22 protein-coding genes and 5 pseudogenes are annotated in these 26,276 nt (G+C 37.5%); 23 read left to right on the top strand and 4 right to left on the bottom strand.

Annotation, left to right across the window (positions count from 1 at the left end):
* The first annotated feature begins 367 nt into the window (after positions 1-367).
* The 6 genes and pseudogenes from JCM19043_RS07575 (at position 368) to JCM19043_RS17495 (ending at position 6,479) form a co-directional block, all read left to right on the top strand.
* Positions 368-650, top strand: a pseudogene (locus tag JCM19043_RS07575) (DUF2089 family protein).
* Positions 647-1,030, top strand: a complete 384-nt coding sequence (locus JCM19043_RS07570) for a hypothetical protein (protein WP_062321378.1) — start codon at positions 647-649, stop codon at positions 1,028-1,030. Before JCM19043_RS07575 ends, JCM19043_RS07570 begins: the two are co-directional and overlap by 4 nt.
* A 143-nt stretch (positions 1,031-1,173) precedes the next feature.
* Positions 1,174-1,707: a GNAT family N-acetyltransferase gene (locus JCM19043_RS07565; RefSeq protein WP_062321376.1), complete on the top strand. Its 534-nt coding sequence runs from the start codon at positions 1,174-1,176 to the stop codon at positions 1,705-1,707.
* Positions 1,708-1,757: 50 nt separating this feature from the next.
* A complete protein-coding gene (locus JCM19043_RS07560; protein ID WP_062321374.1) occupies positions 1,758-2,621 on the top strand; it encodes a hypothetical protein in 864 nt (287 codons plus the stop codon).
* A gap of 400 nt (positions 2,622-3,021) precedes the next feature.
* On the top strand, positions 3,022-4,512 hold the full coding sequence (locus JCM19043_RS17500; RefSeq protein ID WP_231631452.1) for a hypothetical protein: 1,491 nt from the start codon (positions 3,022-3,024) through the stop codon (positions 4,510-4,512).
* A complete protein-coding gene (locus tag JCM19043_RS17495) occupies positions 4,509-6,479 on the top strand; it encodes a hypothetical protein (RefSeq protein ID WP_231631451.1) in 1,971 nt (656 codons plus the stop codon). The genes JCM19043_RS17500 and JCM19043_RS17495 overlap by 4 nt, the downstream gene beginning before the upstream one ends.
* A gap of 142 nt (positions 6,480-6,621) precedes the next feature.
* On the opposite strand, the pseudogene JCM19043_RS07550 reads toward JCM19043_RS17495, so the two are convergent.
* Together JCM19043_RS07550 and JCM19043_RS07545 are read right to left on the bottom strand one after the other, a co-directional pair.
* Positions 6,622-7,919, bottom strand: a pseudogene (locus JCM19043_RS07550) (alpha-glucosidase/alpha-galactosidase).
* A 124-nt stretch (positions 7,920-8,043) separates the two neighbouring features.
* Positions 8,044-8,922 (bottom strand): AraC family transcriptional regulator, encoded by an 879-nt coding sequence (locus JCM19043_RS07545; RefSeq protein WP_062321372.1) that lies wholly within the window; start codon positions 8,920-8,922, stop codon positions 8,044-8,046.
* Positions 8,923-9,109: 187 nt separating this feature from the next.
* Between JCM19043_RS07545 and JCM19043_RS16875 the strand changes: the two genes are divergently transcribed.
* From JCM19043_RS16875 to JCM19043_RS07515, 7 genes are all read left to right on the top strand, one after another.
* The gene (locus tag JCM19043_RS16875) at positions 9,110-9,430 is read left to right on the top strand and encodes a hypothetical protein (protein WP_197274782.1); all 321 of its coding nucleotides are present in this window, start codon (positions 9,110-9,112) and stop codon (positions 9,428-9,430) included.
* Positions 9,418-9,663: a hypothetical protein gene (locus JCM19043_RS16870; RefSeq protein WP_197274781.1), complete on the top strand. Its 246-nt coding sequence runs from the start codon at positions 9,418-9,420 to the stop codon at positions 9,661-9,663. The genes JCM19043_RS16875 and JCM19043_RS16870 overlap by 13 nt, the downstream gene beginning before the upstream one ends.
* 154 nt (positions 9,664-9,817) lie before the next feature.
* Positions 9,818-10,828 carry an FUSC family protein gene (locus tag JCM19043_RS07535; RefSeq protein ID WP_062321370.1) on the top strand — a complete coding sequence of 337 codons (1,011 nt, stop codon included), beginning with the start codon at positions 9,818-9,820 and terminating at the stop codon, positions 10,826-10,828.
* Positions 10,829-10,995: 167 nt separating this feature from the next.
* Positions 10,996-11,376, top strand: a complete 381-nt coding sequence (locus JCM19043_RS18175; RefSeq protein WP_062321368.1) for an alpha/beta hydrolase — start codon at positions 10,996-10,998, stop codon at positions 11,374-11,376.
* Positions 11,377-11,423: 47 nt separating this feature from the next.
* The gene (locus JCM19043_RS18170) at positions 11,424-11,729 is read left to right on the top strand and encodes an alpha/beta hydrolase (protein WP_062321366.1); all 306 of its coding nucleotides are present in this window, start codon (positions 11,424-11,426) and stop codon (positions 11,727-11,729) included.
* Between the two features lie 37 nt (positions 11,730-11,766).
* Positions 11,767-12,561 (top strand): alpha/beta fold hydrolase, encoded by a 795-nt coding sequence (locus tag JCM19043_RS07520; protein ID WP_062321364.1) that lies wholly within the window; start codon positions 11,767-11,769, stop codon positions 12,559-12,561.
* Between the two features lie 35 nt (positions 12,562-12,596).
* Positions 12,597-13,568, top strand: a complete 972-nt coding sequence (locus tag JCM19043_RS07515) for a GGDEF domain-containing protein (protein WP_062321362.1) — start codon at positions 12,597-12,599, stop codon at positions 13,566-13,568.
* Between the two features lie 102 nt (positions 13,569-13,670).
* Here JCM19043_RS07515 and JCM19043_RS07510 read toward each other — a convergent pair whose 3' ends face one another.
* Positions 13,671-14,537: a sodium:alanine symporter family protein gene (locus JCM19043_RS07510; RefSeq protein ID WP_255349949.1), complete on the bottom strand. Its 867-nt coding sequence runs from the start codon at positions 14,535-14,537 to the stop codon at positions 13,671-13,673.
* Positions 14,509-15,045 (bottom strand): alanine:cation symporter family protein, encoded by a 537-nt coding sequence (locus JCM19043_RS18165; RefSeq protein ID WP_255349948.1) that lies wholly within the window; start codon positions 15,043-15,045, stop codon positions 14,509-14,511. The genes JCM19043_RS07510 and JCM19043_RS18165 overlap by 29 nt, the downstream gene beginning before the upstream one ends.
* 531 nt (positions 15,046-15,576) lie before the next feature.
* Here JCM19043_RS18165 and JCM19043_RS16860 point away from each other — a divergent pair.
* The 10 genes and pseudogenes from JCM19043_RS16860 to JCM19043_RS18775 all read left to right on the top strand — a co-directional run.
* Positions 15,577-16,553: pseudogene (locus JCM19043_RS16860) on the top strand (MATE family efflux transporter).
* Complete coding sequence (locus JCM19043_RS16855) at positions 16,517-16,924, top strand: MATE family efflux transporter (RefSeq protein ID WP_369813818.1); 408 nt, start codon at positions 16,517-16,519, stop codon at positions 16,922-16,924. Before JCM19043_RS16860 ends, JCM19043_RS16855 begins: the two are co-directional and overlap by 37 nt.
* A 10-nt stretch (positions 16,925-16,934) precedes the next feature.
* On the top strand, positions 16,935-18,104 hold the full coding sequence (rlmD, locus tag JCM19043_RS07500) for a 23S rRNA (uracil(1939)-C(5))-methyltransferase RlmD (RefSeq protein ID WP_062321360.1): 1,170 nt from the start codon (positions 16,935-16,937) through the stop codon (positions 18,102-18,104).
* Between the two features lie 439 nt (positions 18,105-18,543).
* Positions 18,544-19,305, top strand: coding sequence for a recombinase family protein (locus JCM19043_RS07495; protein WP_197274778.1), 762 nt, complete (start codon positions 18,544-18,546; stop codon positions 19,303-19,305).
* A gap of 23 nt (positions 19,306-19,328) precedes the next feature.
* Positions 19,329-20,597: a DNA replication ATP-dependent helicase dna2 gene (locus tag JCM19043_RS16850; protein ID WP_197274777.1), complete on the top strand. Its 1,269-nt coding sequence runs from the start codon at positions 19,329-19,331 to the stop codon at positions 20,595-20,597.
* A gap of 20 nt (positions 20,598-20,617) precedes the next feature.
* Positions 20,618-22,471 carry a DEAD/DEAH box helicase gene (locus JCM19043_RS16845; RefSeq protein WP_231631450.1) on the top strand — a complete coding sequence of 618 codons (1,854 nt, stop codon included), beginning with the start codon at positions 20,618-20,620 and terminating at the stop codon, positions 22,469-22,471.
* Between the two features lie 439 nt (positions 22,472-22,910).
* A pseudogene (locus JCM19043_RS16840) lies at positions 22,911-23,229 on the top strand (recombinase family protein); the annotation flags it as partial.
* A 510-nt stretch (positions 23,230-23,739) separates the two neighbouring features.
* On the top strand, positions 23,740-24,060 hold the full coding sequence (locus JCM19043_RS07485; protein ID WP_062321357.1) for a PadR family transcriptional regulator: 321 nt from the start codon (positions 23,740-23,742) through the stop codon (positions 24,058-24,060).
* Between the two features lie 66 nt (positions 24,061-24,126).
* Entirely contained in the window at positions 24,127-25,251 is a 1,125-nt protein-coding gene (locus tag JCM19043_RS07480) for a DUF2812 domain-containing protein (protein ID WP_231631449.1), read from the top strand.
* 361 nt (positions 25,252-25,612) lie between these two features.
* A pseudogene (locus tag JCM19043_RS18775) lies at positions 25,613-25,714 on the top strand (YkvA family protein); the annotation flags it as partial.
* Between the last annotated feature and the right edge of the window lie 562 nt (positions 25,715-26,276).

Below are 26,276 nucleotides of genomic sequence, written 5' to 3'. Positions count from 1 at the left end.
GTTTTGTGTCGATCATTGTTAACGCTTTAATTATATCATGAGGAATATATGTTTGTCACTTCAAAAATATTCAAAACCGATGATTCATCACCCACCTAGTGCTAACGCACTTGAGGAAGGTGTCTTCTCGACCTAAAGCGATAAACGACGACACAAATAATCATCCTAACATCCTTTTCATTTAGAGTATCAATTATCTAAGTGAAAAGGATGTTTGCTTTTTTAAGCAGACAGAAAAAGTAAATTAAGAGTAATGATCAAGATAAATAAACAATAATAAAAATTTACTTTAATAAAATTAAATGTTATTATTAATATTATTAAAGTAAGGGGTGAGGTTGTGCCGATTGACATTGTGCCTGAGTGGATGAAAAAATTTAGAAGAGGAAGACATAACGTTTATCAAAAAATTTGTGCTATCGTCAGGATCGTTAAAAGAAATGGCCAAAGTATATGATGTGACCTATCCAACTGTACGTTTGCGCTTAGATAAGTTGATCGACAAGATTCATATCAATGACCGGGAAACGAATGAACCTTATGTCTCGCTCATAAAGCGATTAGCAGTAGATGATAAAATAGATTTTGATACGGCAAAAATATTGATCCAAGCGTATAAAAAACAAATGAGAGAGGAAGCTGACGAATGATTATCGCATTACTTATGAGCTTAGTATATGTAGGTATCTTACTTGGTATTGTTGGCGGAGTAATTTGGTTTCAAATTGTCTTATCAAAAAAAGATAGTAAATGGCCGGGATTAATTTTACCACTGATTTCCCTATTGTTATCATTATCGGTGACGCTTAGTATTGCTGCTTATTATTCGGTTAGCTCCGAACAAACGACCAATCAGGATGGTATTGTTACGAAAGTGGGAGAAGTAACGAGTACTATGCTGACAGATTTACTTCCAGTGATGGTGGTATCTAGCTTTCCGACGTTGTTCCTACTCGTGATCTATATCGTTATACGAAACAAAAAGAAACATCACCAGATGGTCGAAAGAATGGCGATTCATGACTTATAAGTCAATGTGTCTTATCGTCTATGTTTAAGAAATAGCTCAACACCTTTACGCAGTGTCACTTTAAGCTTTTAAAGGTGTTGTTTTCGTGTATAATCAAAAACATATTAATATACGGTGAAACGATAAGGGGTTGGATAATTGTCATGGAGCGATTAAGATTGGTGTTACCTACAGCGGAGGACAAAGCAGCTTGTTTAGATTACAGAAAAGAATTTGAGCAATTTAATGAGGTGATGCATGGGACAGCTGGGCTTTCGCACGTGGAATCTTTTGAAGCATGGTTAAAAGATATTCAGAATAGTCATTTGGAAGAAGAACTGACAGATGACCGAGTACCGGCCACAACCTATCTTGCGGTCACAGTCGATACCCATCATTTAATTGGCATGGTGAATATTAGACACAGGCTGAACGACTATTTAAAAACATTAGGTGGTCACATTGGTTACAGTGTGCGGAAGTCAGAAAGACAACGCGGCTATGCGACAGAAATGCTCGGATTAGCACTTGAAAAGTGTAAGACATTAAGCATTCCGCGTGTCCTTATTACTTGTGATCAGGACAATATCGCCTCAGCTAAAACCATTAAGAATAATCAAGGGCAACTTTCTCAAAGCTTTGTGCATGAAGGAACAATGATTGAACATTATCGGATTGACTTAACAGAGGGAGCTTAAAAATACTTTATGTTAAAAAGAGCAAACAAATACGAAAGGATGTATGAAAGATGTATGTATTAGAAAATAACCGTTTAAAGGTAAATGTTGCTGCACCAGGCGAAGTATATGATGGATCAAGGTTTGATTGGACCGGTTTTATTACCCAGATCACCTTAGATGACGTTGTTACGTTCTGTGTGCCAGAGCGCCTTGAAAAAGGTGTCGGAACGGGTGGCATCGGACTAAGTAATGAATTCGGTATTGATCAACCACTAGGATATGAGGGGATAAAGAAGGGACAACAATTTCCGAAAATAGGTGTCGGGTTACTGACGAAAGATAGCGAAAGTGACTATGACTTCTTCCGTCGTTATGACGTTACTCCAGCTAAGTTTCACGTGTCTTACACACATTCAAGCATCACGTTTGATGCAGAGGCTCATAATGACAATGGCTATGGCTTTCACTTAAATAAAGAGATCTCTCTGTTAGATGGTCACGTTGTGATCCGGTATACACTTAAAAATACCGGAGATGAATCATTTAAAACCAGTGAGTATGCCCATAACTTTATTGGTATCAATGACGAAACCGTCAATGAGAACTATCAGCTGACATTACCTAAAATGAATCATCTAGAGGTGGCGGTAGGGACAATTAAACAGACGAATCAGCAACTAACATGGCCGGTTGTACCGGATGGTGACTTTTATGCGCATATTGATCTGAATGAAAAAAGCGCACCATATAACTGGGAGCTGTATCACACCGAGATAAAAGCAGGAGTTAGAGACTTGACTTGCTTTACACCTCAGAAGATGGCACTGTGGGGCCGTAATCATGTTGTCAGTCCAGAAGTATTTATTGATATTGATTTAACACCGGGTGAGACTAAAACATGGGAGCGACGTTATCAGTTTTACCGAAACTAATCTGATACGTTGTCGCTATTGTCACGTGTCTTAACTCGAACAGTTTCTGTGGATAGGGTAATGATAGTATGATTGTTTTCAGCGAGCGAAAGTTTTCCATATACGACAAAAATAAAAGGGTTGTATTCTCGTAATAAACCGTTTACAATGGGTATAATAAAGAGATTTTAACTCTTTTCGAAAGCGGTTCTCTTGTTGATATCATAAGATTTTAATAGCATGGGAAATCATGTTTTAAAAGCAGGCGTTTATCACAAGAGAACGAGGTGTTTTATGTCAATCTTCACGAAAATCTACGACTTGTTATTCATTTTGTTCCTCTTGATTGCACAATGGATGAGCGACCGATATAATCAGGGGGACAACAGTTCATTAAATTTATGATAGAAAGGATTTTTTTATGGAAACTTTACGCGATTTATATTTAGGAACGAGTTTTTTATACCAAAATTCGAAAGCGGTTTCGCTAAAAATGATGACATTAAATAATGAAACTTTCTTTAAAATTGAGCATGTGAATCAGATGACACCATTTTTTATGACCGTCGTCAGTGATACCGATCATTGGTTATTCGTATCAAGTACAGGAGGGTTAACTGCTGGACGAAAAAATGCGGAATCAGCATTATTTCCGTATGAGACAGATGACAAAATCCACGACAGTGTTGAAACAACGGGGCCAGATACAACGTTGATTGTAACAAAAGGTGAGAAAGATTATTTGTGGAAACCATTTTCAACGCATTTAGCAGGTGTTTATCACATCACGCGTAATCTTTATAAAAATACGACAGGTGATAAAATTATTTTTGAAGAAATTAATACTGATCTAGGTTTAACGTTTAATTATACATTAAAAACAAGTGAAGCTTATGGTTTTATTAAACAGTCAACACTCATCAACACGACTGATGAAGCCGTCAGTGTGCGTGTGTTAGATGGGTTAAGAAATATCTTGCCATACGGCGTTAATACATTACTTCAAACAACAAAGAGTACACTAGTTGATGGCTATAAACGTTCAGAGCTACACGAAGATGTCGGTTTAGGCATTTATACACTGAGTTCTATTCTGACTGATAAGGCAGAACCAAGTGAATCATTAAAAGCAACCACTGTTTGGTCTAAAGGATTGGGCCAACCTACGTATCTCTTATCAGAACAACAAATTAAAGCGTTCTCATCTAATGCTGGTATTGAAACAGAAGAGGATGTTAAGGGACGTCGCGGTGCTTATTATGTGTCCGATGTTGTCCACTTAGAAAAAGGTGCTGAAAAGTCGTGGTACATTGTTGCTGAATTAAATCAAAGTGCTGCTGATATTTTAGAGCTTAAACAAACATTAGCTGAAGATCAGGGATTAATAGAAGCAGTAGAAGAAGATGTGGCACTTGGTTCAGAAAACTTACGTCAACTCGTCTTCAATGCCGACGGATTCCAACACACGGCTAATGAAAAGGCAAGCTACCGTCATTTTTCTAATACGTTGTATAACATTATGCGCGGAGGTATTTATGCCGATGGTTATATGATTGATAAACAGGACTTGATACAATTTGTGAAACAATGGAATCAAGCGGTCTATCGTGATGAAACAGCCTTTTTCACTAGCTTATCTCACGCCTTACATTACAACGACTTACTTGATCGCGCCAAAGATCAAAAGAATCCGAATCTAGAAAGACTCTTGTTTGAATATCTACCACTGACGTTTAGCCGTCGTCATGGTGACCCAAGTCGTCCGTGGAATAAATTTAATATAGAAGTGACAAAAGAAGATGGCTCAAAAGCGTTAAACTTTGAAGGGAACTGGCGAGATATCTTTCAAAACTGGGAAGCGCTTTCGTTTTCATATCCAGCTTTATTGAAAGTATTATCGCAAAATTCGTGAATGCTTCGACCGCTGACGGTTATAATCCGTACCGGATTACGAAAGCAGGCATTGACTGGGAAGTCCTTGACCCAGAAGATCCTTGGTCAAATATCGGCTACTGGGGTGACCATCAAATCATCTATCTGTTAAAATTACTTGAGTTATCAAAAGATTATAACCCAGAAAAGCTACAGACATTATTATCAAAGGATATGTTTGCATATGCGCATGTGCCTTACCGAATTAAAGGTTTTGAGGTCTTAGTCAAAGACCCACGAAACAGCATTATTTATGATGATGCGAAAGAACACGTCATCAATCAACGTGTCCAAGCCATTGGTTCAGATGGCAAGCTCATCTACCATAACGATCGTGTCTACCACGTTAACCTTATGGAGAAATTATTAGTCACATTACTGGCGAAGTTTTCAAACTACGTACCAGAAGGTGGTATTTGGATGAATACCCAGCGTCCAGAATGGAACGATGCTAATAATGCGCTTGTTGGTAACGGGTTATCCATGGTGACACTTTACTACATGCACCGGTTCCAAGTTTACATGGACCAACTTGTGAAAGACTTACCAACAGATTCTATTAGAGTATCAGCGGAAGTGAAGCAGATGTTTGACCAAACGTTTGACGTATTGAAATCACATGAATCAATTCTAGGTGAACCTATTTCTGACGAGACACGTTATTTAATTGTCAAAGCTTTAGGTGAGATTGGTGAAAACTACCGTGAGACTGTCTATAACGAAAGTTTCTCTGGTGAAAAAGTAGACCTATCTGTCAGTGCACTACAAGACTTCATTGATGTGTCGTTGTCACACTTAAAAGATACGATTGTAAAAAACAAGCGCGAAGACGGGTTGTATCATGCGTATAACTTGATTCGTTTTAATGAAAATAGTTGTAACGTCGATTATTTATATGAAATGTTAGAAGGTCAAGTGGCCGTATTAAGTTCAAAAGCTCTACCGAAAGAAGAAGTGATTAACGTTTTAGCGTCACTAAAAGAGAGTGCTATTTACCGTCAAGACCAAAACAGCTACATGTTGTATCCGAACAGGGACTTACCTAAATTCTTAGAGAAGAATATTATTCCGGCTGAAGATGTTCAAGGCTCAGTTATTCTTAAACAAGAATTAGAAACTAACCAGACACGCATCATTGAACAAGATGTCGATGGGCGTTACCACTTTAACGGTCGCTTCAGAAATGGTGAAGAGGTAAGAGAAGCACTAGAGAAGCTAAATATCTACGAACAAGCAGATATTATGGTCGTTGAAGATCTTTTCACAAATCTCTTTAACCACCACGCCTTTACCGGTCGATCAGGTACCTTCTATAAATACGAAGGACTTGGCAGCATCTACTGGCACATGGTATCGAAATTACTTCTGGCAACACAAGAAAACTTCATCGATGTGTATAACGAAGAAGGCATGACTTCTGATGCCGAACAGCTCGTGACGTATTATCGTGACATTAAGGCTGGTGTTGGGGTAGATAAGACACCAGAAGACTATGGTGCCTTCCCAACGGAAGCCTATTCACATACACCAAGCTTCGCTGGTGTGCAACAACCTGGTATGACAGGGCAAGTAAAAGAAGATATTCTTTCGCGCTTCGGTGAGCTTGGGGTTACTGTAAAGAACGGTCAACTTAGCTTTGATCCTGTGTTATTATCAAAAGAAGAATTCTTAACGACAGACCAACAATGGTCATTGGCTTACCGTCAAAACCTAGAAACGACACCATCACTTACTTTAGCTAAAGACACGATTGGCTTTACGGCACTTACGGTACCTGTCATCTACGTGTTAAGCGATGAAGAAAAAATGATTGTGACTGACGTATCAGGTAAAGAAACCGTCTATCAAGGTCACACTTTAGATGTGGAGACAAGTCAGATGCTCTTTGGTCGCCATCATGATATTGATAAGATTACGGTATCAGTTGATCAAAGTAAATTAGTCTAACATAGAAGGAATCATGGGAGGACGCCCTGTCATTATACTAGAAAAGAAAAAGTTTACCTGGGTAGCTTCACAGGTAAACTTTTTCTTTTGGTTTTGATTCTTAGCGCTCGTTTAAGCAAATGACAATAAAAGAATGGCCGTCCTATTTATACTCAGGTAGCCAGTCCCTGTGAGCGTCGATTAAATCATCACATAATTGAATCGTGTCATCAATCGATAATTCAGCAGCTGTATGAGGATCAAGGAGTGCGGCTTGATAAATCTTCTGTTTATCTTTTGTTAAGGCAGCTTCAATCGTTAACAGTTGCGTATTGATATTGGTGCGATTTAAGGCAGCACATTGTTCCGGTAAGTCCCCGATATAGGTTGGATTGACACCACTCGCATCAACTAAACATGGGACTTCAACGACGGCATTTTCAGGTAGATTACTTATTAGACGGCCTGTGTTTAAGACGTTTCCACCAATTTTAATCGGTTTGTTTGTTTCCATTGCCTCGATAATGTACGACCCATATTCGTGTGATCGTTTATGCGTTAAGTTTTTATCGTGAATTAAATCCTCTCGCATTTGTTTCCAACCCTCGATTTGATTCACGCAGCGACGTGGGTATTCATCGAGAGGAATGTTATATTTTTCAATAAGTTCAGGGTACTGTTTTTTAATAAAGTACGGATGGTATTCCGCATTATGCTCAGATGATTCGGTCACATAATAGCCGAACGTGTCCATGAGTTCGAAGCGGACCATGTCATCATGTTTGTCTTGTTGTCTGGCTTTGGCGCGACGTTTAATCTCAGGATAAAGGTCTTTACCGTCTTGCGTAATCTCAAGTAACCACGCCATATGGTTGATCCCAGCGATTTTCCACTGGATATTGTCTTTTGGCATATCAAGCGAGTCAAGTAAGTGATCCGCACAAACTTGGACGCTGTGGCATAGACCAACGGTTTTAATGCCTTCCTTTAGCATGATGTTCGTAAGAACAGCCATCGGATTCGTGTAATTTAAAAACCATGCATCAGGACAGACCTCTTTCATATCTTTCGCAAAGTCTTGCATGACTGGAATCGTGCGTAAGTTACGGAAAATCCCACCAATACCGAGTGTATCGGCAATCGTTTGACGTAAGCCGTATTTTTTAGGTACCTCAAAATCCGTGATTGTACAAGGATCATAACCGCCGACTTGAATCGCATTAATCACGTATTTCGCGCCGCGTAACGCTTCTTTTCGGTCATGATAGGCGACGACGTTTACCGTTGACTGCAAACTTCTTTTAAGTTTGTCAACATGCGCTCTGAGTCCTCAAGCCGTTCATGATCGATATCATATAACGCAAACTCAAAATCTTGTAACGCCTCAACCGTCATACAGTCACCTAACACATTCTTTGCGAATACGGTACTTCCTGCGCCTAAAAAAGTAATTTTATTCATTGTTGTTTCCTCCTTGTGATGATATATATCATTTAATTAGTTGTTGTCTTAACTGTATTTTAAGCGCATTCATATCAAGAGGCAATCGAAAATAAAAATAAAATAAGTAAAATATTGCGCTTGTTTAATCTAAGAATAATTGGTTAACAGGCATAAAAGAACGGCTGTTGCGATAGTGACTCGGCGGAATATCTAACGCTTTTTTAAAGACTTTACTGAAATAATTCGCCTCATTGAATCCGACGCGGATGGCGATGTCTTCAATGGTCAGTGTGCGGTCTTGTAGTAAGGTGAGTGCTTCATTCAGACGGACTTTCGTTAAATATTTGATTGGTGTCTCACCCATGGTTTGATTAAATAGCCGGGTGAAATAATACGTCGATAGACCTGAGACAGCGACAATGTCTGAAAGCGCGAGATCTTGATCAAAATGTGACTCAATAAAGGCGACGGCTTTGGCGATGGCTTGTGGTAATTCAGTGTCTTGCGCTTGGTCGTGTTCGATATATTGTAAGAGTTCCATTAAAAACGTATAGGCGTGACGTGACAGTTCGTAACCATAAGACATACCTGTTGACGATAATTTATCGAGTAAATAAAAGAGGTACTGAATCGGTCGGCTCTCCCGTTTAAATGTAAGGATGTGACCATATGTATCAATCGCATCCGTTAAGAGTCTGACGGCTTCATCTCCATAAAGCGTAATATAAACAAAAGACCAAGCATCAGATGTCTCCGGTAAGTAATAACAATGATTACTCGGTAATGGCACAAGAAAAGCATCATGAGCCTTTAAAGAAATCGTTGTGTCGTCAATCCGAATCGCCCCTTCACCCGCAAGGGTATATTGAAACACAACTTTTCCTGTTTCATTTCGTTTTAATCCATCCCACTGGTAGTTCGTGCTTGTTTGGGTTTCTTTTCCAATCGAATGGATACTAGCAATACGCTGTTGAAACTCTCCTTTAAATTTAAAACCATAAGATTGTTGATGATTTGTCATTGTGCCTGTCTCCTTTTCACGCTATGATGGAAGAAATAAGGGTGATGCATCGTTTTGATAATCCTGAAAGATTGACATAAAAGTTAAAAGATCTTTGACAACATCTTATCATAACTGTATCGTTATTTTCTCTAATATGAGAGAAGGAACCTATTGGATAAGGTGTCACCTAAGAGGAGGGTGAAAAATGGATTTTGTATTGATTTTTGGTGACAGCGCTGTCGGGAAAATGACGGTTGGTAAAGCATTAATGGAACAGACAAGGTTAAGGCTATTCCATAACCATATGATGATTGAACCGGTGTTAGAAATTTTCGGGGAGTTCCATCTTCCAGCAATAGAAAAGACGCGTGACGTCATCTTTGATGAGTTTCTCAAAACCAATCAAAAAGGCTCATTTTTACTTTCATGTGGGCGTTTAGTGAGCCGGATGACTGGGATTATGTTCAGACGCTACATGATAAGTTTACGAGTCAAGGGGCGACTTGTTACTACGTGGAACTTGTGACAGATGACGGGACTAGGTTTGAGCGGAATAAAACGGAACTGCGTTTAAAAGAAAAAGCGTCTAAACGTGATATCGAGACGACTGAAAAGCGAATGGAAGAAGAAAAGACACGCTACCGTATGGTCAGTCATCCAGGAGAGGTACCGTATGAACATTACTTAAAAATAGACAATACGCATTTAAGTCCTGATGAGGTTGCCGGAAAAATTTGCGATTATTTTCGCTTCAAATAGTTTAAGGGTTGTTGTGATGGGGAGGGCTCGCTTTAATTAATGAGGTGAAAAGAAAGTAGTAAGAGCGCCTTAGTCGCAAAGGGTGAAAAAATTGTCAAACAAAAGATGGTGTGCTAAAATGCTTCATTGTTTAAGGTGAAAGGAGAAGTACATCATGAAAAAAATACGATCACAGACAATGTTGTTTCTGTTTATAGTTTTGTTCGTTAAGGTTTTTAAGGATATCTTTGGTACCAGTAATACGTTAGTCGGTGTGAGTACATTAATTGCCCTTCTTATACTCATGAATGAAGACTCATCACAATCAGTGACGAGCAATTTCATCGTTTTAATCTTATTAAATGTAGGTTCTGGTGTCGTTACTTTTTTCGCTAGTCAACAGCTGTTGTTAGGGGTTATACTTAATGTTATATCTTTTTATATGATGGGATATTATTTAACAGAAAGATTAAATAAGACCATCTTGATTCCTTTTGGTTTACAGTACCTTTTCATGTTGTATACCCCCGTTCAAAAGGAAGACGTGATGATGAGATTGGTTGCTTTATTTATTGGTGCGTTACTGATTGGTTTGGTGCCAATGATTATTAAAAAACGCACCGTTTCTTTTACTGTAAATCGAAAGAATAAGCCACTCATGTCACTCTCTCGTCAAGCGGTGGCTGAAATAAGAGATAAATTCAACCTGATAAAACATAAGCAAATACATTCGGTAAGATTTTATTATGCTATGCGTTTAGCGTTTGCCGTTGCGTTTGCTAGCTTTATTGTGGACATATTCGCTATTGACCAAGGGAGATGGATTGTTTATACGGTCTTCTCATTAACAGAATTTCAACAGGAATCATGCCGAAAACGGGCAAAACAACGTTTAACAGGCACCATCATGGGGATTATCCTTGTTCTTAGCCTCTTTACAGTCATACAGACGAGCTTTTTAAGGCAAGCTGTCGTGTTACTTGGCGGTTACTTAGATGCATTCACGCGTAATTATCAAGAAAAAATCATATGTGTAACGATATCTGTTGTAGCCTCTGGTGCTCTTATGAATCAGGTGTTTTTGGTCGCGATTGAAAGAATAAGTTTTGTGTCATTAGGTGTATTAATCGCAATCATAGCTAATAAGACGATTATTAAACCACAGGATATTTATGTGTATGACTAGAACGGAATCTAAGGAGAAAACGTTTAGAGCGGATGCTTAAATAATTGGATGTGAATGATCTACTCTTATCTGGTATGATATAACAACAATCACGAGAGAAAAACGAGAGCATAGTCACATAAGAAACGCCTATTTAAGCAATAGAGATATGAAGGGTGGTCATAAAAGTGACAAAGAAGAAAAAGTTAATGAAACGTATTGGTTTTATTTTAATAGCGGTTATAATATTAATTAGTTTGTCTGCGTTTATATTTCTTAAGATAAATACCTATAAGCCATTAGAAGAAGCCAGTGATATGTTAGATTTACCAAATGTGACCGAAACAGCCGATTGGATTAAATTATCACAAAACGAACCCGAAGTCCGACTTGTTTTTTATCCAGGTGGACTTGTTGAACCGGTAAGTTATGTGCCGCTACTTGAGCCGTTAACTGATGAAGGGTATGAAGTGTTTATAATAAAAATGCCATTAAATCTAGCTATTTTAAATGCGGATGCGATTGAAGATGTGCAGGAAAGTGAGCCAACAGAACTGCTACTTACCTAAGTGGACATTCATTAGGTGGGGCCAGTGCATCGATTTATTTAAGTGACGTGCCAGAAGCGGTTGATGGCCTTGTTTTTCTTGGAGCTTACCCAGCTGAAAATAATGATCTATCAGCTGTTGATTTTCCGGTAGTCTCCATCACCGCAAGCAACGACACTATTTTAAATTGGGAATCTTTTGAGACAAGTCAATCGCTGTTACCAGAAGATACGACGTATAACGTGATAGAAGGCGGTAATCATGCCAATTTCGGTTCATACGGTAAGCAAGATGGTGACGGTGAAAACACGATCAGCCGGGAAGAACAACAAACTACAACAAGACGCATATTCACTGACTTAATCGGGAAGTGAATAATAAGACAACATAAATGAATGAGGGTGAGTCAACATGACAAAAGAAATGAAGGAACGTTTCAATGTAAGTATTTCAGGAACAGGCGACAAGCGCATCGTCTTTGTTCATGGTTTCGCCTCAAACAAAAAGACGTGGGACTGGGTACTGCCAGACTTTACTGATGACTATCAAGTGATGACGTTTGATTTAATGGGATCGGGACAATCAGACTTAACCTATTATGCAAAAGAAAAATATCAAGTGATCGACGGCTATAGTGATGATTTGATTGAACTGTGCGACAGTTACGGGTGGCAAAATGTTCTATGTGTCGGTCACTCTGTTGGTGGGCTGATTGCTTTACTTGCTTCGATTAAACGCCCTGATTTATTTGAGAAAATATTTACGATTGGTGCCTCTGTGCACTATATCAATGATGAAGACTATTATGGTGGTTTTACACGTAACGATGTTGATCAAATTTTAGAGATGATGGAAATGAACTATAGTGGGTGGGCAAGTTTTCTTGCGCCTGTTGCTTTACCTACGTCTGTTGACGCTGAAAAATCACAATATATAGAAGATGAATTTCTAAAAAGTGATCCAGAAATAACCTATACTTTCTTGAAGGTGACGTTACTAATGGATTATCGTCAGTTATTATCTCAAGTATCGGTACCTGTGGTGATTTTACAATGTTCAGAGGATAGTTTTGTCCCGTTAGAAGTAGCGGAGTATATGCGTGATCAAATGAAAGATAGTCAGCTACATGCCATGGATGCGAAGGGGCATTATCCACATGTCAGTCATCCGCAGGAGACGATTGACGCCATAAAAGCTTATCTTTAAAAAGAGATAAAGGATGGAGTATGGGAGGTGAAGGGATGGAGGAGACCAGATGGGACGAAGCGATTGCCAGTTTTGTTAGTTTAAATCTTGCAGGGCATATCGTCAATTGCAATCAAACCTTCGCTGATTTTGTGAAGTACACAAAAGTGGAACTTAATGGTGCCCATATCGAACACGTTTTAAATAATGCGGGACGATTTTTCTTTCATTCCTTAGTCTACCCGAAACTGAGAGCAGTCGGTCAAGTAGAAGACATCTATATCACTTTAGAGACAAAGGAGTCACAATTAAAGGATTGTCTGTTCAGCGCGAAATTATTTAATGAACATGATCAGGCCGTGATTGATTGTATCATTTTTCCGGTATCACGGCAGATTAAGTATGAAAAAGAATTGAAAGAAATCAATAAGCGATTAGAAGAAGTGTTGAAAGAAAAAGAAGCGCTGCATACTACGCTAATCGAAAAGCAGCAACAACTACTAACGTTAAATAAAGAATTAAAACGCTATGCCACCCGAGATTGGCTCACTAAATTGTATAATCGTCGAGTGTTTCTTGATCGTTTAGAACAAGCGATCCACCGCTTTAACCGTACGGGAGAGTCATTCTCACTTATGTTGTTAGATATTGATTATTTTAAACGCGTCAACGATCAATACGGTCATAGTGTAGGCGACGATGTGTTGATACACTTGGCGCATACGATGGTGTATCATCAAGACTTGTCTTTTACAAGTGCGCGTTTTGGTGGGGAAGAATTTGTCGTCTTAATGCCCGACTTAACAGAAAAAGCCGCAACGGAAGCGGCAGAACTGTTGAGAGCGCATGTTGAGAAGGATCAATTCTTCACGGTGCCTATCACGATTAGTATTGGTGTTTCGACGTTCACATCAAGTGACGACAGTGATACGCTTATTTTAAAAGCAGATAAAGCGATGTATAAAGCAAAACAATCAGGAAGAAACAAAGTAGTGCACTACAATCAAATAAGTCATGATACACAATAAGCCGCAAAAATTGTAGATATCTACATCTTTTGCGGCTTATTGGTTGGTTGAATCAAAAAGTATAGCGGTGATTGACCTCTTGCAGCAGTGAAGTTAACAACGTTATCTGATGCGTTTATTTTCGTATTGAGAGGCTTTGTGATGTAAAAAAGGTCCTTCATAATCATTGGCGACTTTAATTACGAGTGAACTTAAACCGAGTAAAGCAATTAAGTTAGGAATAATCATGAGGCCATTGAAAACATCGGCCAGTTCCCATACGATTTCAGCACTCATTGTCGTACCGAACACGATACAAATCAAGACGAAAAGACGAAAAACAGGTACGCCTTTTTTACCGGCAAGGTATTTCACATTCGCTTCCGCGAAATAGTACCAACCGATAATGGTTGAGAGTGAGAAGAAAAATAAGCAAATAGCAATAAAGGTGGTACCGAAGTTACCAAAACCAATCGTGAAGCCTTCTTGTGTGAGCTGGGCACCAAAGAGTCCCGTAGGTAACGCATTTGTTGTCAGAATGACAAGAGCGGTTAATGTACAGACAATGCCTGTATCAATAACGACACCCATAATAGACACAAGGCCTTGTTCTGCCGGGTGCTTCACTTTCGCGACCGCATGGGCGTGTGGTGTTGACCCCATACCAGCCTCATTAGAGAATACGCCACGAGCAATTCCGTAACGTAAACTTTCTTTTAAACCGACACCAATGACACCACCTGTCGCCGCTTTTGGATTAAAAGCCCCGACAAAAATCATTTCAAAAGCGGGTAAAATCATATCGGCATGCATCACGATAATAGCGAGAGCGCCTAAAATATAAAAGCCAGCCATGATCGGTACGATTTTTTCAGTAAATGACGCAATCCGTGAAATACCTCCAAGAATAATCAGCCCAACTAAAAGAGCAATCACGACACCTGTGACGACGTTAGGTACTTCAAAAGCCGCGTAGACAGCTTCTGCGATGGAGCTTGATTGGACATATTCCCCATAAACCTAGGGCGATAATAATCGAGATGGCAAAAAATGTGGCCAATCCTTTACTGCCTAATCCGTTCTTAATATAGTAAGCGGGACCGCCAGTAATTTCGCCGTCGCGCTTTTCAGTATGAAGTTGAGCAAGGACAGCTTCAGCAAAAATCGTCGCCATTCCGAAGAAGCCACTGACCCACATCCAAAAGATCGCGCCCGGTCCACCAAGCGCAATGGCGGTTGCAACACCGGCTAAGTTACCGGTACCAACTTGTGCGGCAATGGCTGTTGCGAGTGCTTGAAAGGAACTCATCCCGTCTTCATCAGCCTGACTTTTCTTAAACATACCACCAAAGGTCTGTTTAAAGGCCATCCCGAACTTCCTTACTTGGAGCCCTCTTAAGCGAATGGTAAAGAGGACGCCTGTACCAACGAGTAAAATAAGCATAATCGGTCCCCATAAAATACTGTTAATGTCTTCTAGTAGTGTTTGTAGCTGCATTGTTTTCCCTCCAAGTGTGTGTTTATGTATCTCTTTATTGATATGATTTACATTCATTATTATGCCCACAAGAAGTGAGACACATAATGAGAGTGTTCTTCTGATGTGGACATTTGTCTTTTTATAATGGAAATACCTATTACTATACTAGAGTCATAAGGAAAAGTGAAGTGTTTTTTTCTTGTTCACAAAAGTGTTGTTTTTTCCTATTCATCAAAAGTGTGATCAAGTGTCAATCTGTTTTCGCTTTAGCAAGGTGTTTTCATTGACTTTTTTTCATAACCGTTAGATAATATTGACAGTGTTCTACATATTTCGTGCGTGTATGTCGAAGCCTCATTTCCAAGCTTAAGCTTTTTTGGAAACGAGTGCTCTTTTTTTGTCTATCTGTCCACAAGACAGGCGGAGTGAGTGGTATCAACTGTTTTGCGTATAAACGAGTATCCGTTCGTTCATTCTATAGAAAACAAAGATAAACGAGACATAAGAGAAGTGAGTAGAAAGAATAATTTTAGAGGGTGAGGGAAAGTTATGCAGTACGATAAAGAACTATTTGAGACGATGTCGATTCCAAAGGCGGTCGCAAAAAATTCGATTCCAGCCATTATTAGTATGATGGTTGTCTTTATTTATAACATTGCTGATACATTTTTTATTGGTCAAACAGGGGATGAATTACAAGTAGCGGCGATCACATTGTCGATGCCTGTGTTTTCATTATTTATTGCCGCAGGGGTATTACTCGGGATTGGTGGAACATCGATGATTTCACGTGCCTTGGGGAAAAGCGAGTGGAATATGCGAAGCATGTGTCTTCTTTTGCTTTTTATGCCTCGATTATTATCGGGTTAGTATTAATGGTCACATTTTGGGTATTTATGCCGACGCTACTAAATATTATAGGGGTTAGTGCCGATACGGTTGATTATACACGTGATTATTTAACGTATTTAGCGATAGGTGCGCCGTTTATTATTTTATCGCAAACGTTTAGTAACATTATCCGATCAGAAGGTAAGTCGACACTTGCGATGAAAGGCATGATGCTTGGAACAATTACCAATATAATCTTAGATCCGATTCTTATTTTAGGGTTTGATATGGGTGTCAGTGGTGCGGCGATTGCGACGGTCATTGGTAATATGTTCGGGGCAGCTTTCTTTATTTTCTATTTAGTGAGTGGAAAGTCAATTCTATCGGTTAAACCAAAAGACTTTATGATTAAGAACGGTGTGTTAGTCGGTGTACTGGCGATTGGTATTCCAGCATCACTAAACAATCTCATGCTGAGTGTAGCCAATATCTTTTTAAATAATTTCTTAATGAGTTATGGAGATATTCAACTTGCCGCCATGGGTGTCGCGATTCGAGCCAATCTCATTATGATTTTTGTTCAAATTGGTCTGGGTCAAGGGATTCAACACTTGTTGGTTACAGCTATGGGGCGAAGCATTTTGATCGTCTACGAGGCATTATTAAATTTTCTATTATTACCGCCGTTATTTTAGGTAGTATACTCACAGCGATTTATTGGGTCTTTGCGGATGCGATTGTTCAATCATTTATTGATAGCCCGGTTGTGATTGATTACGGAACAACGATGCTTAGAGCTTTGATTATTTCAGGACCGATTGTTGGGGTTATGTTTATCTTCATTAATGTCCTTCAAGGTTTAGGTAAAGTCATTCCATCACTTATCCTTTCTATATCCAGACATGGGTTGGTTTTTATTCCACTGTTGTACATTCTCGATTATACGGTAGGATTAAATGGAATCATTTATACTCAACCAGTAACTGATATCTTGACTGTGATTATCTCAATAATATTGTATACTGTAGTTAGTCGTGGTTTAGTCGAACAGAAAGCGATGAGATAGGAGCTTATACATGCAATCTAATCAAACGTACCGACAGTTGAAATGTCCCGTCGTTGATATTTGTGGTGGGTGTCAAGTCCAGCACTTACCTTATGAAAAACAGTTAGAACAAAAACAAAAACAGGTGATTGAGTTATTAAAGGCCTTTGGCCGCGTGGAACCAATTATCCCGATGAAAGATCCGTACTATTACCGGAATAAAATCCATGCGACGTTCCAAACCGATCGTCGGAACCGGATTATTTCTGGTATTTATCAATCAGGCACGCATAAAGTCGTGCCCATTGATTCGTGCCTCTTACATGACCAACGCGCGGATAAAATTATCGTCTCAATCAGAGGGTTATTAAAATCGTTTAAAATGCGCCCTTACAATGAAGATACGCGCCAAGGTCTCTTAAGACACGTTCTTATCCGTACCGGTTTTGAAAGTGGTCAAATTATGGTCGTGTTAGTACTCGGGACCCATGTGTTTCCGTCGCGTAAAAACTTCGTCAAAGCGTTACTTGAAAAACACCCAGAAATCACGACCGTTGTGATGAACGTCAACAACAAAAAAACAAGTATGGTACTAGGTGATCGTGAAACGGTGCTCTATGGTAAAGGTTTTATTCAAGATACACTGTGTGGGCTTAAGTTTAGAATTTCTCCGAAGTCATTCTACCAGGTGAACCCCGTTCAAACGGACATCTTGTATAATAAGGCGTTAGATTTAGCGAACTTTACCGGCAATGAAACGATTATCGATGCGTATTGTGGTATTGGTACCATCGGATTAATTGCCAGTAAACGCGTCAAGAAAGTCATTGGTGTGGAACTGAATAACGATGCATTTAAAGATGCGATCAATAATGCGAAACGAAACGACATCAAAAATGTCTTCTTCCATAACGCCGATGCGGGAGAATTTATGATCAAGAGTGCCAAACGCAAGCAGTTTGTCGATGCGGTCATTATGGACCCTCCTCGTGCAGGTAGTAGCGATGACTTCATCAGAGCACTTGCCTTTATGAAACCGAAAAAGATTGTCTATATCTCTTGTAACCCGGTTACGTTAAAGCGAGACTTAGAGAAACTGACGCGTAAAGGGTACCAAGTCAAAAATATGATTCCTGTCGATATGTTTCCTGGGACGGCACATGTTGAGGTGGTAGCGTTGATGTCTAGGGTGGATGAATAAGTGTAGTATAAGTGTTGATATAGCAAGGTTTATAGGGTTTCACCTGCGTTTATTTTAAGTGAATAAACGTAGGTGAACCCCTTTTTGTTATTGGCTTTACAAGCATTGAAATTTGGGGTTGAGTTGATAGGTTAGATTTTCAGTAGGGGAGTTGACAGGATAGATAATTGAAGGAAATCGTGATATATTTAGACTAACTAATATTGCTGAAAATAAATTGAATGTGATTAGTTTAAGTATGATATTTTCAATACGATTTCTGGAGGATAAGAAAATGTCTGAAAATAGAAAAATTCATTTCATTCCACCAAGACCTGTTAAACGTCAAAATAGCGTAGGAATCTATTGCCGAGTCAGTTCGAACAGCATGGAACAATTAAATAGTTTAACAAACTAGGTATCTGCACTTACCAGGTTAGCAGCCGCCACTCCGAATTGATTGCTTGTTGATACATATATAGATATTGCATCGGGGAAGACAGGTTCAAAACGAAAAGAATTTATGCATATATTGGAAGGTTGTCAGGCAAAGAAGATAGAGATCGTTATCACTAAAAACATTAGTCGCTTTGGTCGTGATACAGTTGAAGTGCTGGAGTCACTTCATAAGTTAAGAGAACACGGGGTTCGTGTCATATTTGAACAAGAAGGACTCGATACAGCTGATACAGATAGTGAATTGATGATTTCAATTATTGAATCAATTGGACAAGCAGAAAATGAATCGCGCAGTGAAAATATTAAATGGGGATACAGACGCCATGCGGCACAAGGCACATCAAAATTATATAATCGAAAATGCTTTTGCTATCAAAATGATACAGAAGGTCAGTTGGTTATTAAGGAAGATGAGTCTAAAAACGTTCGGTTGATTTTTGCTTTGTATTTGAAAGGATATAGTATTGTAGGGATAAAGCGGGAATTGGAAAAACGTGAAATAAAAACACCGACAGGAAAAGAGAAGTGGAATAAACGTACAATCGATGTTATGTTAAGCAATGAAAAATATATTGGTGTAGTTAGACTACTTAATGTGGGAGAACACCAAGAACATTATGTTTCAGAAAATAATCATCCAGCAATCATTTCAAAAGAGCAATTTGAAGCGGTACAAATCGAGAAGAAAAATAGAAGTAATGTTGTGAAAGGTGAAGATGGTGTTCAAAGGAAGAGTAGGAAATATAGTTCGAAGAAGAACTAGTCTAAGGAGAGATTATAATCAATATGGACAGTAAAAATAATATATTAGAATCCTGGATAATGGTTGAGCACCTATCTGAAGGAAGTATAAGTTTAAGAGACAAGAGCTTGAAAACATGGAATGACTTGCACGAAGAGAATTATTATGATTTATTTAAAAACAAAATTGAAGAGAGAAGATTGAAAAGTCACCAAAAGGGTGGCATAGTTTTATATTTTAATATATTCTCATTTAATGAAATTGTTGAGTTACTAAGAAAAAAATATCGTTTATCTCGGTCGCAACAAGAGATTGAAATGGGAGACAAATTTTCATTTGCTATATATTTTGATAAAAAACTTATATTAAATGAAGAAATGACTTTCTTCACAATGAGTCACTATATTAAACAATTTAAAAACATTCCTAGTGAGAGGGAATTTGACAGTTTTGAGAAGGGAACAAAAAAATATATTGAGGAATTATTTGATTTTAATGCAGACGCAGATTATGAAGAAAGTTTTAATTCGGCTTTTAAAAAATTACTGAATAAATTCTCTGTTGATATAAAGCAATGTAGGATGAAGGTCGTTTCAAATATAGCAACAGATGAGACAAATTTACATTCATTTTATGTAAAAGATTTAGAGATTGCCAAGCACATAGATAGTGAAAATCTGGATGCTTATTTATTAGGAAAGAGATCTAAACGAATTGACTTGGATTGTAGATCTGAATCAGATAAGTATAATCCTGATACGATTAAAAATGTTTTGCAACCATCAAATTTTCCAGTTTCAAGATTTCCAAGTAATCCAGAGCATGCACTTTCTTTAATGCAACAGATTGCCGTTAATTTAGCAATTGGATTTGACAATAAAAATATGAGAAGTGTAAACGGGCCGCCAGGAACAGGTAAAACAACTTTACTTAAAGATATCTTTTCAGAATTAATTGTACAACAGGCGGTTGATATTTGTAATTTATCAAATAAGGTTATTTATGGATCTAAAGAAACAGCATACTTTCAGAAAGCATCCATTGGTAAAATACCTGAGATTATTGCAGAAAAAGGAATAGTGGTTGTAAGTTCAAATAACGGTGCAGTTCAAAATATAGTTAATGAACTTCCCTTAACATCAGAAATAAATGAGATGTTTAGAAAAGATATTTTTGAAGCAGATTATTTTAAAGATATAGCTAATTCAGAAGTATCAGATGAATGGAAAGAAGAAAAAAACGGGAAATTTAGAAAGGTATTAAAAGCTGAACCAAATAATGATAGAGATAAATACTGGGGAGTTTTTCTTTAGAAGGTGGAAAAAAAGATAATATGGAATATGTTTTAACGGTTTTAAAGCATATCCTGAACTACTTAAATGAAGATTATGAACCTGATGAAAAAACATATGATAACTTCATGACGCAATACAAAAAAGTTCAATCTTATAAAGAAGCAAGTCAAAAAAATGCAAATGATTATGCTCAGATGCAAAAGCTATCTCGTGAGTTCAAAATAAAAGAAAGGAATTTTTTAAAAGATAAGTCTAAAAAAGAAAAATCTATTAAAGAGAAAAATATATCTGATATCAATGAGATGCAGGATATAAAAGAACAAAAAATAAGATTAGATGATGAACTTCAATTTATAGATGTAAAAATAAATGAGTTGGAAAATGAGAAGACAAGAACAAATGAATCATTACAAGCATTAAAGTTTCAAAAGCCAAGTTGGTTTAGTCGGGGAAAAACAAGACAGATATATAGTGAGAAACGAAAAGTTTATTCTGATCAACTGCTGTTGATAATTGAACAAGAGATAGAACTAGGTAGAGAAAAAAACAGAATTGTACATGAAAAAAGAGAGATTACCAATAGATTTAAAAAACTAGAACAAAAATTTGATAAAGATAAAATATTGATTGAAAATTGGATACAAATAAATCAAGATGAACTAAAAATTATGCGGGAAAGAATCAATAACTTTGAAGAAAGCCTAAATCATAATCAAATTAACGCACTAGACATGGAGCTTGATTATGAACAAATTCAAAAAATCAGTCCTTGGTTTGATGAAGATTATAGAATAATGCAGTCAAAGTTGTTTATTGATGCTTTGAAAGTACGTAAACAATTTTTATATGAAAATAGAAAAAATTTAAATGCAGCTTCTATCATATGGAATAAGCAAATTGATTATCTTGATAATAAATTAATTATTACTCAAGCATGGAATTGGATAAATATAGCTATACCTGTCATAAGTTCGACATTTGCAAGTGTGTCACGAATGTGTGCGAATTTTGAAAAAGAAACTTTAGGTCATTTATTTATTGATGAAGCGGGACAAGCTCTACCGCAAGCCAGTGTAGGTGCAATTTTTAAAAGTAGGAATATTATGGCAGTAGGCGATCCTGCACAAATCAAGCCGGTATTGACCTTAGACTCAGGTATTTTAAGACTGCTTGGAGAATCTTTTAGTGTATCTGAAAAATATCTATCAGAATCAGCATCAACTCAGACATTGCTTGATGAAGCGAGCCAATATGGATTTTATAAAGATGCAGAAAAAGAAGAATGGATTGGAATTCCTTTATGGGTACATAGAAGATGTAAGTACCCTATGTTCAGTATTTCTAATGAAATATCTTATGGTGGAAATATGGTGCAGAGTAACGAGGTATCTGGTAAAGCTGAATGGTATAATATTCGTGGAAATGCTATAGATAAATATGTGAAAGAGCAGGGTGAATTTTTAAAGGAAAAAATATCAGAAATGATTAAAGATAATCCAGATATAAATGATGAAAGTAAAAAAGATTTAATTTATGTGATTTCACCTTTTAAAAATGTTGCATATCAATTAACAAAAGAATTAGATAAAATTGGTTTCACTCGTTATGATGAAAATAAGAAGTCCACGAACGTAGGTACTGTTCATACATTCCAAGGTAAAGAAGCTGCCATTGTATTCATGGTGCTTGGAGCGGATACAAGATCTACCGGTGCTGCACACTGGGCAGTTGGTTCAGATAATCCGAATATAATGAATGTGGCTGCAACACGTGCTAAAGAAGAGTTTTATATTATTGGTGACAAACAGCTTTATATGAAATTGAATAGTGACGTGATTAATAATACGAATAAAATAATTAGCCAGTTTAATTTAGAAATAGCTGGTGTGTAAGTAGATAACAGATAAATAGATTTTTGTTTTATATTTGAACTCTGAATTTATCATTCAGGCGCATGAAGTAAATCAAATTAATGATTCGGCAAAGTTAAAAGTGTTAAAAAATTGATAATCATGTTGCTGACGCTATAAAAAACTTAGAATAGTCTAATTAAAAAATATTTCTCGTGTGAGTGATGTAGGTGTCAAACTAGCTTTAAATCAGTAGTTTTATGAAGTTTTTTTAAAAAAGAAACAGCCTAAGTATATCATGTGGAGACGATAGTCTTGATGTCAAGGGTAGCAAAGTAAGAGCGTAAAAATACATGTAAATTAGTAGTTTCCGTGATTTGAAATCTGGCATTTAACCAGGAGGATAATCACGGTTTCTTTACGTGTGAAATACATCGTTTTAGATAAGAAAAGTATAACAGCAATTTATCCAGTACATTAAATAGGCGGAAGTACAGCCGCAAAATGAAAAAGTAAAGAAACTACGTGTTGCTGCTTATTGCCGAGTTTCTATAGAAACGGAAGAGTAGAATTCGAGCTATGAGGTCCAGGTTGCTCATTACACTGAGTTTATAAAGAAAAATGAAGAACGGGAGATTGCTGGTATATTTGCCGATGACGGTATTTCAGGCACAAACTCGACAAAATGAGAAGAGTTTAATCAGATTGACGAGTACATGGAAGGCAACATCGATCGGGTAATTACAAAGTCCATCGGTCGATTTTTCCAGAACACTCTGGACTGCCTAAAGTATATTAGGTAGCTAAAGGATAAGAACATATCCGTGTTTTTTGAAAACATGAACACTGATACTGTACTGAAGGTGAAAACACGCTATTTAAAGCAATTTTGATTTCGCGTTGGTGTTTGTTTGGTGTTTAAAGATACTTAACGAAACTGAAAAACACCATGCAAAACAAGTTTTCGCTAAAACTTTTGTTAGTTTTTGGAAGTTGAATTTTTATTATAGCTTAGGGAGGTTTGGTGCCTCGATTTTGGCTCATCACTATGAACCACACAAATACATGATACATTATGGAATTTGAGCCAATGCTATAGTATGCTTCTTCAAGTAAAAGTGACAAAAGTTGAAACAAGTAGATAATTATTTACGTGATCTTTTATTGTTGCAAGAAGAAAAAAATGAAAATTACTTCTATTTTTATTTACAATAGAAATTTGCTAATGTATTATTATGTTACACGATATATCGCTTAACATAATAACGCGATACATAACATTTTAAAGAACCAAAGAGGGGGTGTAAGCAATGGCATATAACGGGGGACCGATGACAGAAGCAATGTATTACGTACTACTTGCACTTATGCGGCCTAACCATGGGTATCAGCTTATACATACAATTACAGAAGTATCAAATGACAGATTAAAAATGGGACCTGGAACACTTTACGGAGTACTCTCACGCATGAAAAAAGACGGTCTTATATCTCTAGCAGAAGATGATGGCAGAAGGAAGACCTATCAAATAACACCAGAAGGGGAACAGGCTTTACGTATAGAGTATGGTCGATTACAAGCTCTGATAAAAGATAGCAGAATTTTAGAGGAAGGTGATGAGTATGAATAAAACAGTCCATAAACTTCGACCAGTGATTATTGGCGAATTGGTGAGCATGAAAGTTGGTTTGCAGACATGGCGGCTAAAGGGTTGCATCTAAAAAAGATGGGAATACATTTCGCAAAATTCGTTAAAGGTGAACAGAAGAAAATGAGATATAGAATAGATGTATCCATAAAGAAGAAGATTTCACCAGAACAAATACTAATGTATGCCGAAAGTGGTTGGGATTATGTAACAAGCTATAATTCTTTTCATGTCTTTTCATCACCGGAAGAACGCAAGGCACCAGAACTTCATACAGATCCCCCTGAACAGGCTTATACATTAAAGGAACTGGACAAGAAATTAGCTTCAAATGCTGTTATAGTAGTTGTCTCGGCGATTTTAATTATCGTAATGAATTTTGCTATCTGGTTTCTTGATGGGACACCGACCTTAGTTATGGTGGAAGGTGGTGCTGTTCAGCCATTAATTTTAGCGATTTTCTTCGCATACACAGTCTATAATTCGCTCCGAGCATCCATTTCCATTCGTGCATTGCGAAGAAAACTTATCGAAGGAAAACCAATTACTCATCATGCTCCGTGGAAGAAGCACCACCGATTACATTCTACTATCGCTTTTCTCTTTACAGTAGTAGTTGGATTGAGTGCTATCATTCCATTCGTTCAGCTGGTAAAGATGGATACGAAAACATTGCCTGAAGCAAATCTTGACTTACCGATTGTCAGGTTAGCTGATGTAGAAGAGAACCCAGCATTGGTTCGAGCGGAACCTTCCTATGTGAATAGCAATGTGGACTGGGGCAACCGGTATTCGTATGATTGGAGTCCATGGGCACCTGTGCAATATGAAACAGATGAACAGGGTGTGGTTCCCGGAGAAATGTGGGAGGACGAAAGCGGTGAATATTCACCGGCTATTCATACACAGGTTTATCAGCTAAGTATACCAACTCTGGCGGATAATCTGATTTCTGATTTAATAGAAAGATATAGATATGAAGATAGCAGAGAAGATTTTGTTGAAACAGAACATCCAGACCTGGATTTTTTGATTGTTCATGTGGAAAAGGAAATGAAAGAAGTGTTTGCTTTCAAAGGAAAAGCGGTCATGCATGTTAGGTATTATGGCTATGCAGATATAAATTCAGTAATAGAAAACATAGTGGAGAAGATTACCTTAATTTCAGATTAATGTTGTCCTATTTAACAAATAGATGCATTTCCAGAGTTAGGATCTGCGCTTTTTACATAAAAGGACCAGCTTATTTTGTAAATGCAATTGAAGATTTCTTAACTATTAAATCGAAAAGGAGTTGTTTTACATGACACAAGAATTTTCGGATAAAGAATTGAAAAGTCAATTGAGTGGTCATTCGAAAGAAGCAGAACGCCTACTGAATGACGAGGATAAGATGGAGAAGTTCTTAGAGCGCATGGAGCGGAAGCTTCAGAAAGTACCGATGGTAGGTAATAAACTGTCGAGTATTCCGATGTTAATTTCGCTTGCTCGAGCTTACATTAAAAAAGAATACCGCGAGATACCAATCGGTAGTATGATTGCGGTTGTGAGTGCACTACTATATTTTGGCTCGCCTGTTGATTTAATTCCTGACTTCATCCCAGTTGCGGGTTATTTAGATGATGCGGCCGTTATTGCCTTTGTCTGGACACTGGTAGAAGATGATGTAACTGAATATAAACAGTGGCAAAAAGCCAATGGGAAACGTGTTCTCGAGGATGAGTAAGTAAGTAAGACGTACAAAGCTATTTGACTTTGTGCGTCTTATTTATTTTGATTTTTTTAATGACGCTGGTATAAGATAAATGGTTATAGTATGATTAAAATGTATTTACATAAAAAGTAATATTAGGATTATTAATTGCTCGGACGGAGGGAATACATGAATTAGTATTCTAAGTTGTTGCTGGTCATTGTAGCAAATCTCATTATTTTGGTTACTAGCTTTTTTTCTGATGTGAAAGCCCTATTTAATCAAACGAGGTATCAAGAATTAAATGAACGGAATCTCCGTTACTCTCGTATATGTAGCTGTGAAGATCTGAGAACATTTGAGCTAATAAATCTTTCATAATAAAGCATACAGTTTTGAATAAAGCATTTATTTTAAGTATTGGATTAGCTGAATGATCGTTATTCTTTTAATAAGCTTGATTAATTAAGTGGTCGATAGGCGAACGATATTCTATCGGCCATTT

The sequence above is a fragment of the Halolactibacillus sp. JCM 19043 genome (assembly GCF_001310395.1).
Classification (GTDB): domain Bacteria; phylum Bacillota; class Bacilli; order Bacillales; family Amphibacillaceae; genus Halolactibacillus; species Halolactibacillus miurensis.
This window is presented reverse-complemented; position numbering and strand designations above follow the sequence as displayed.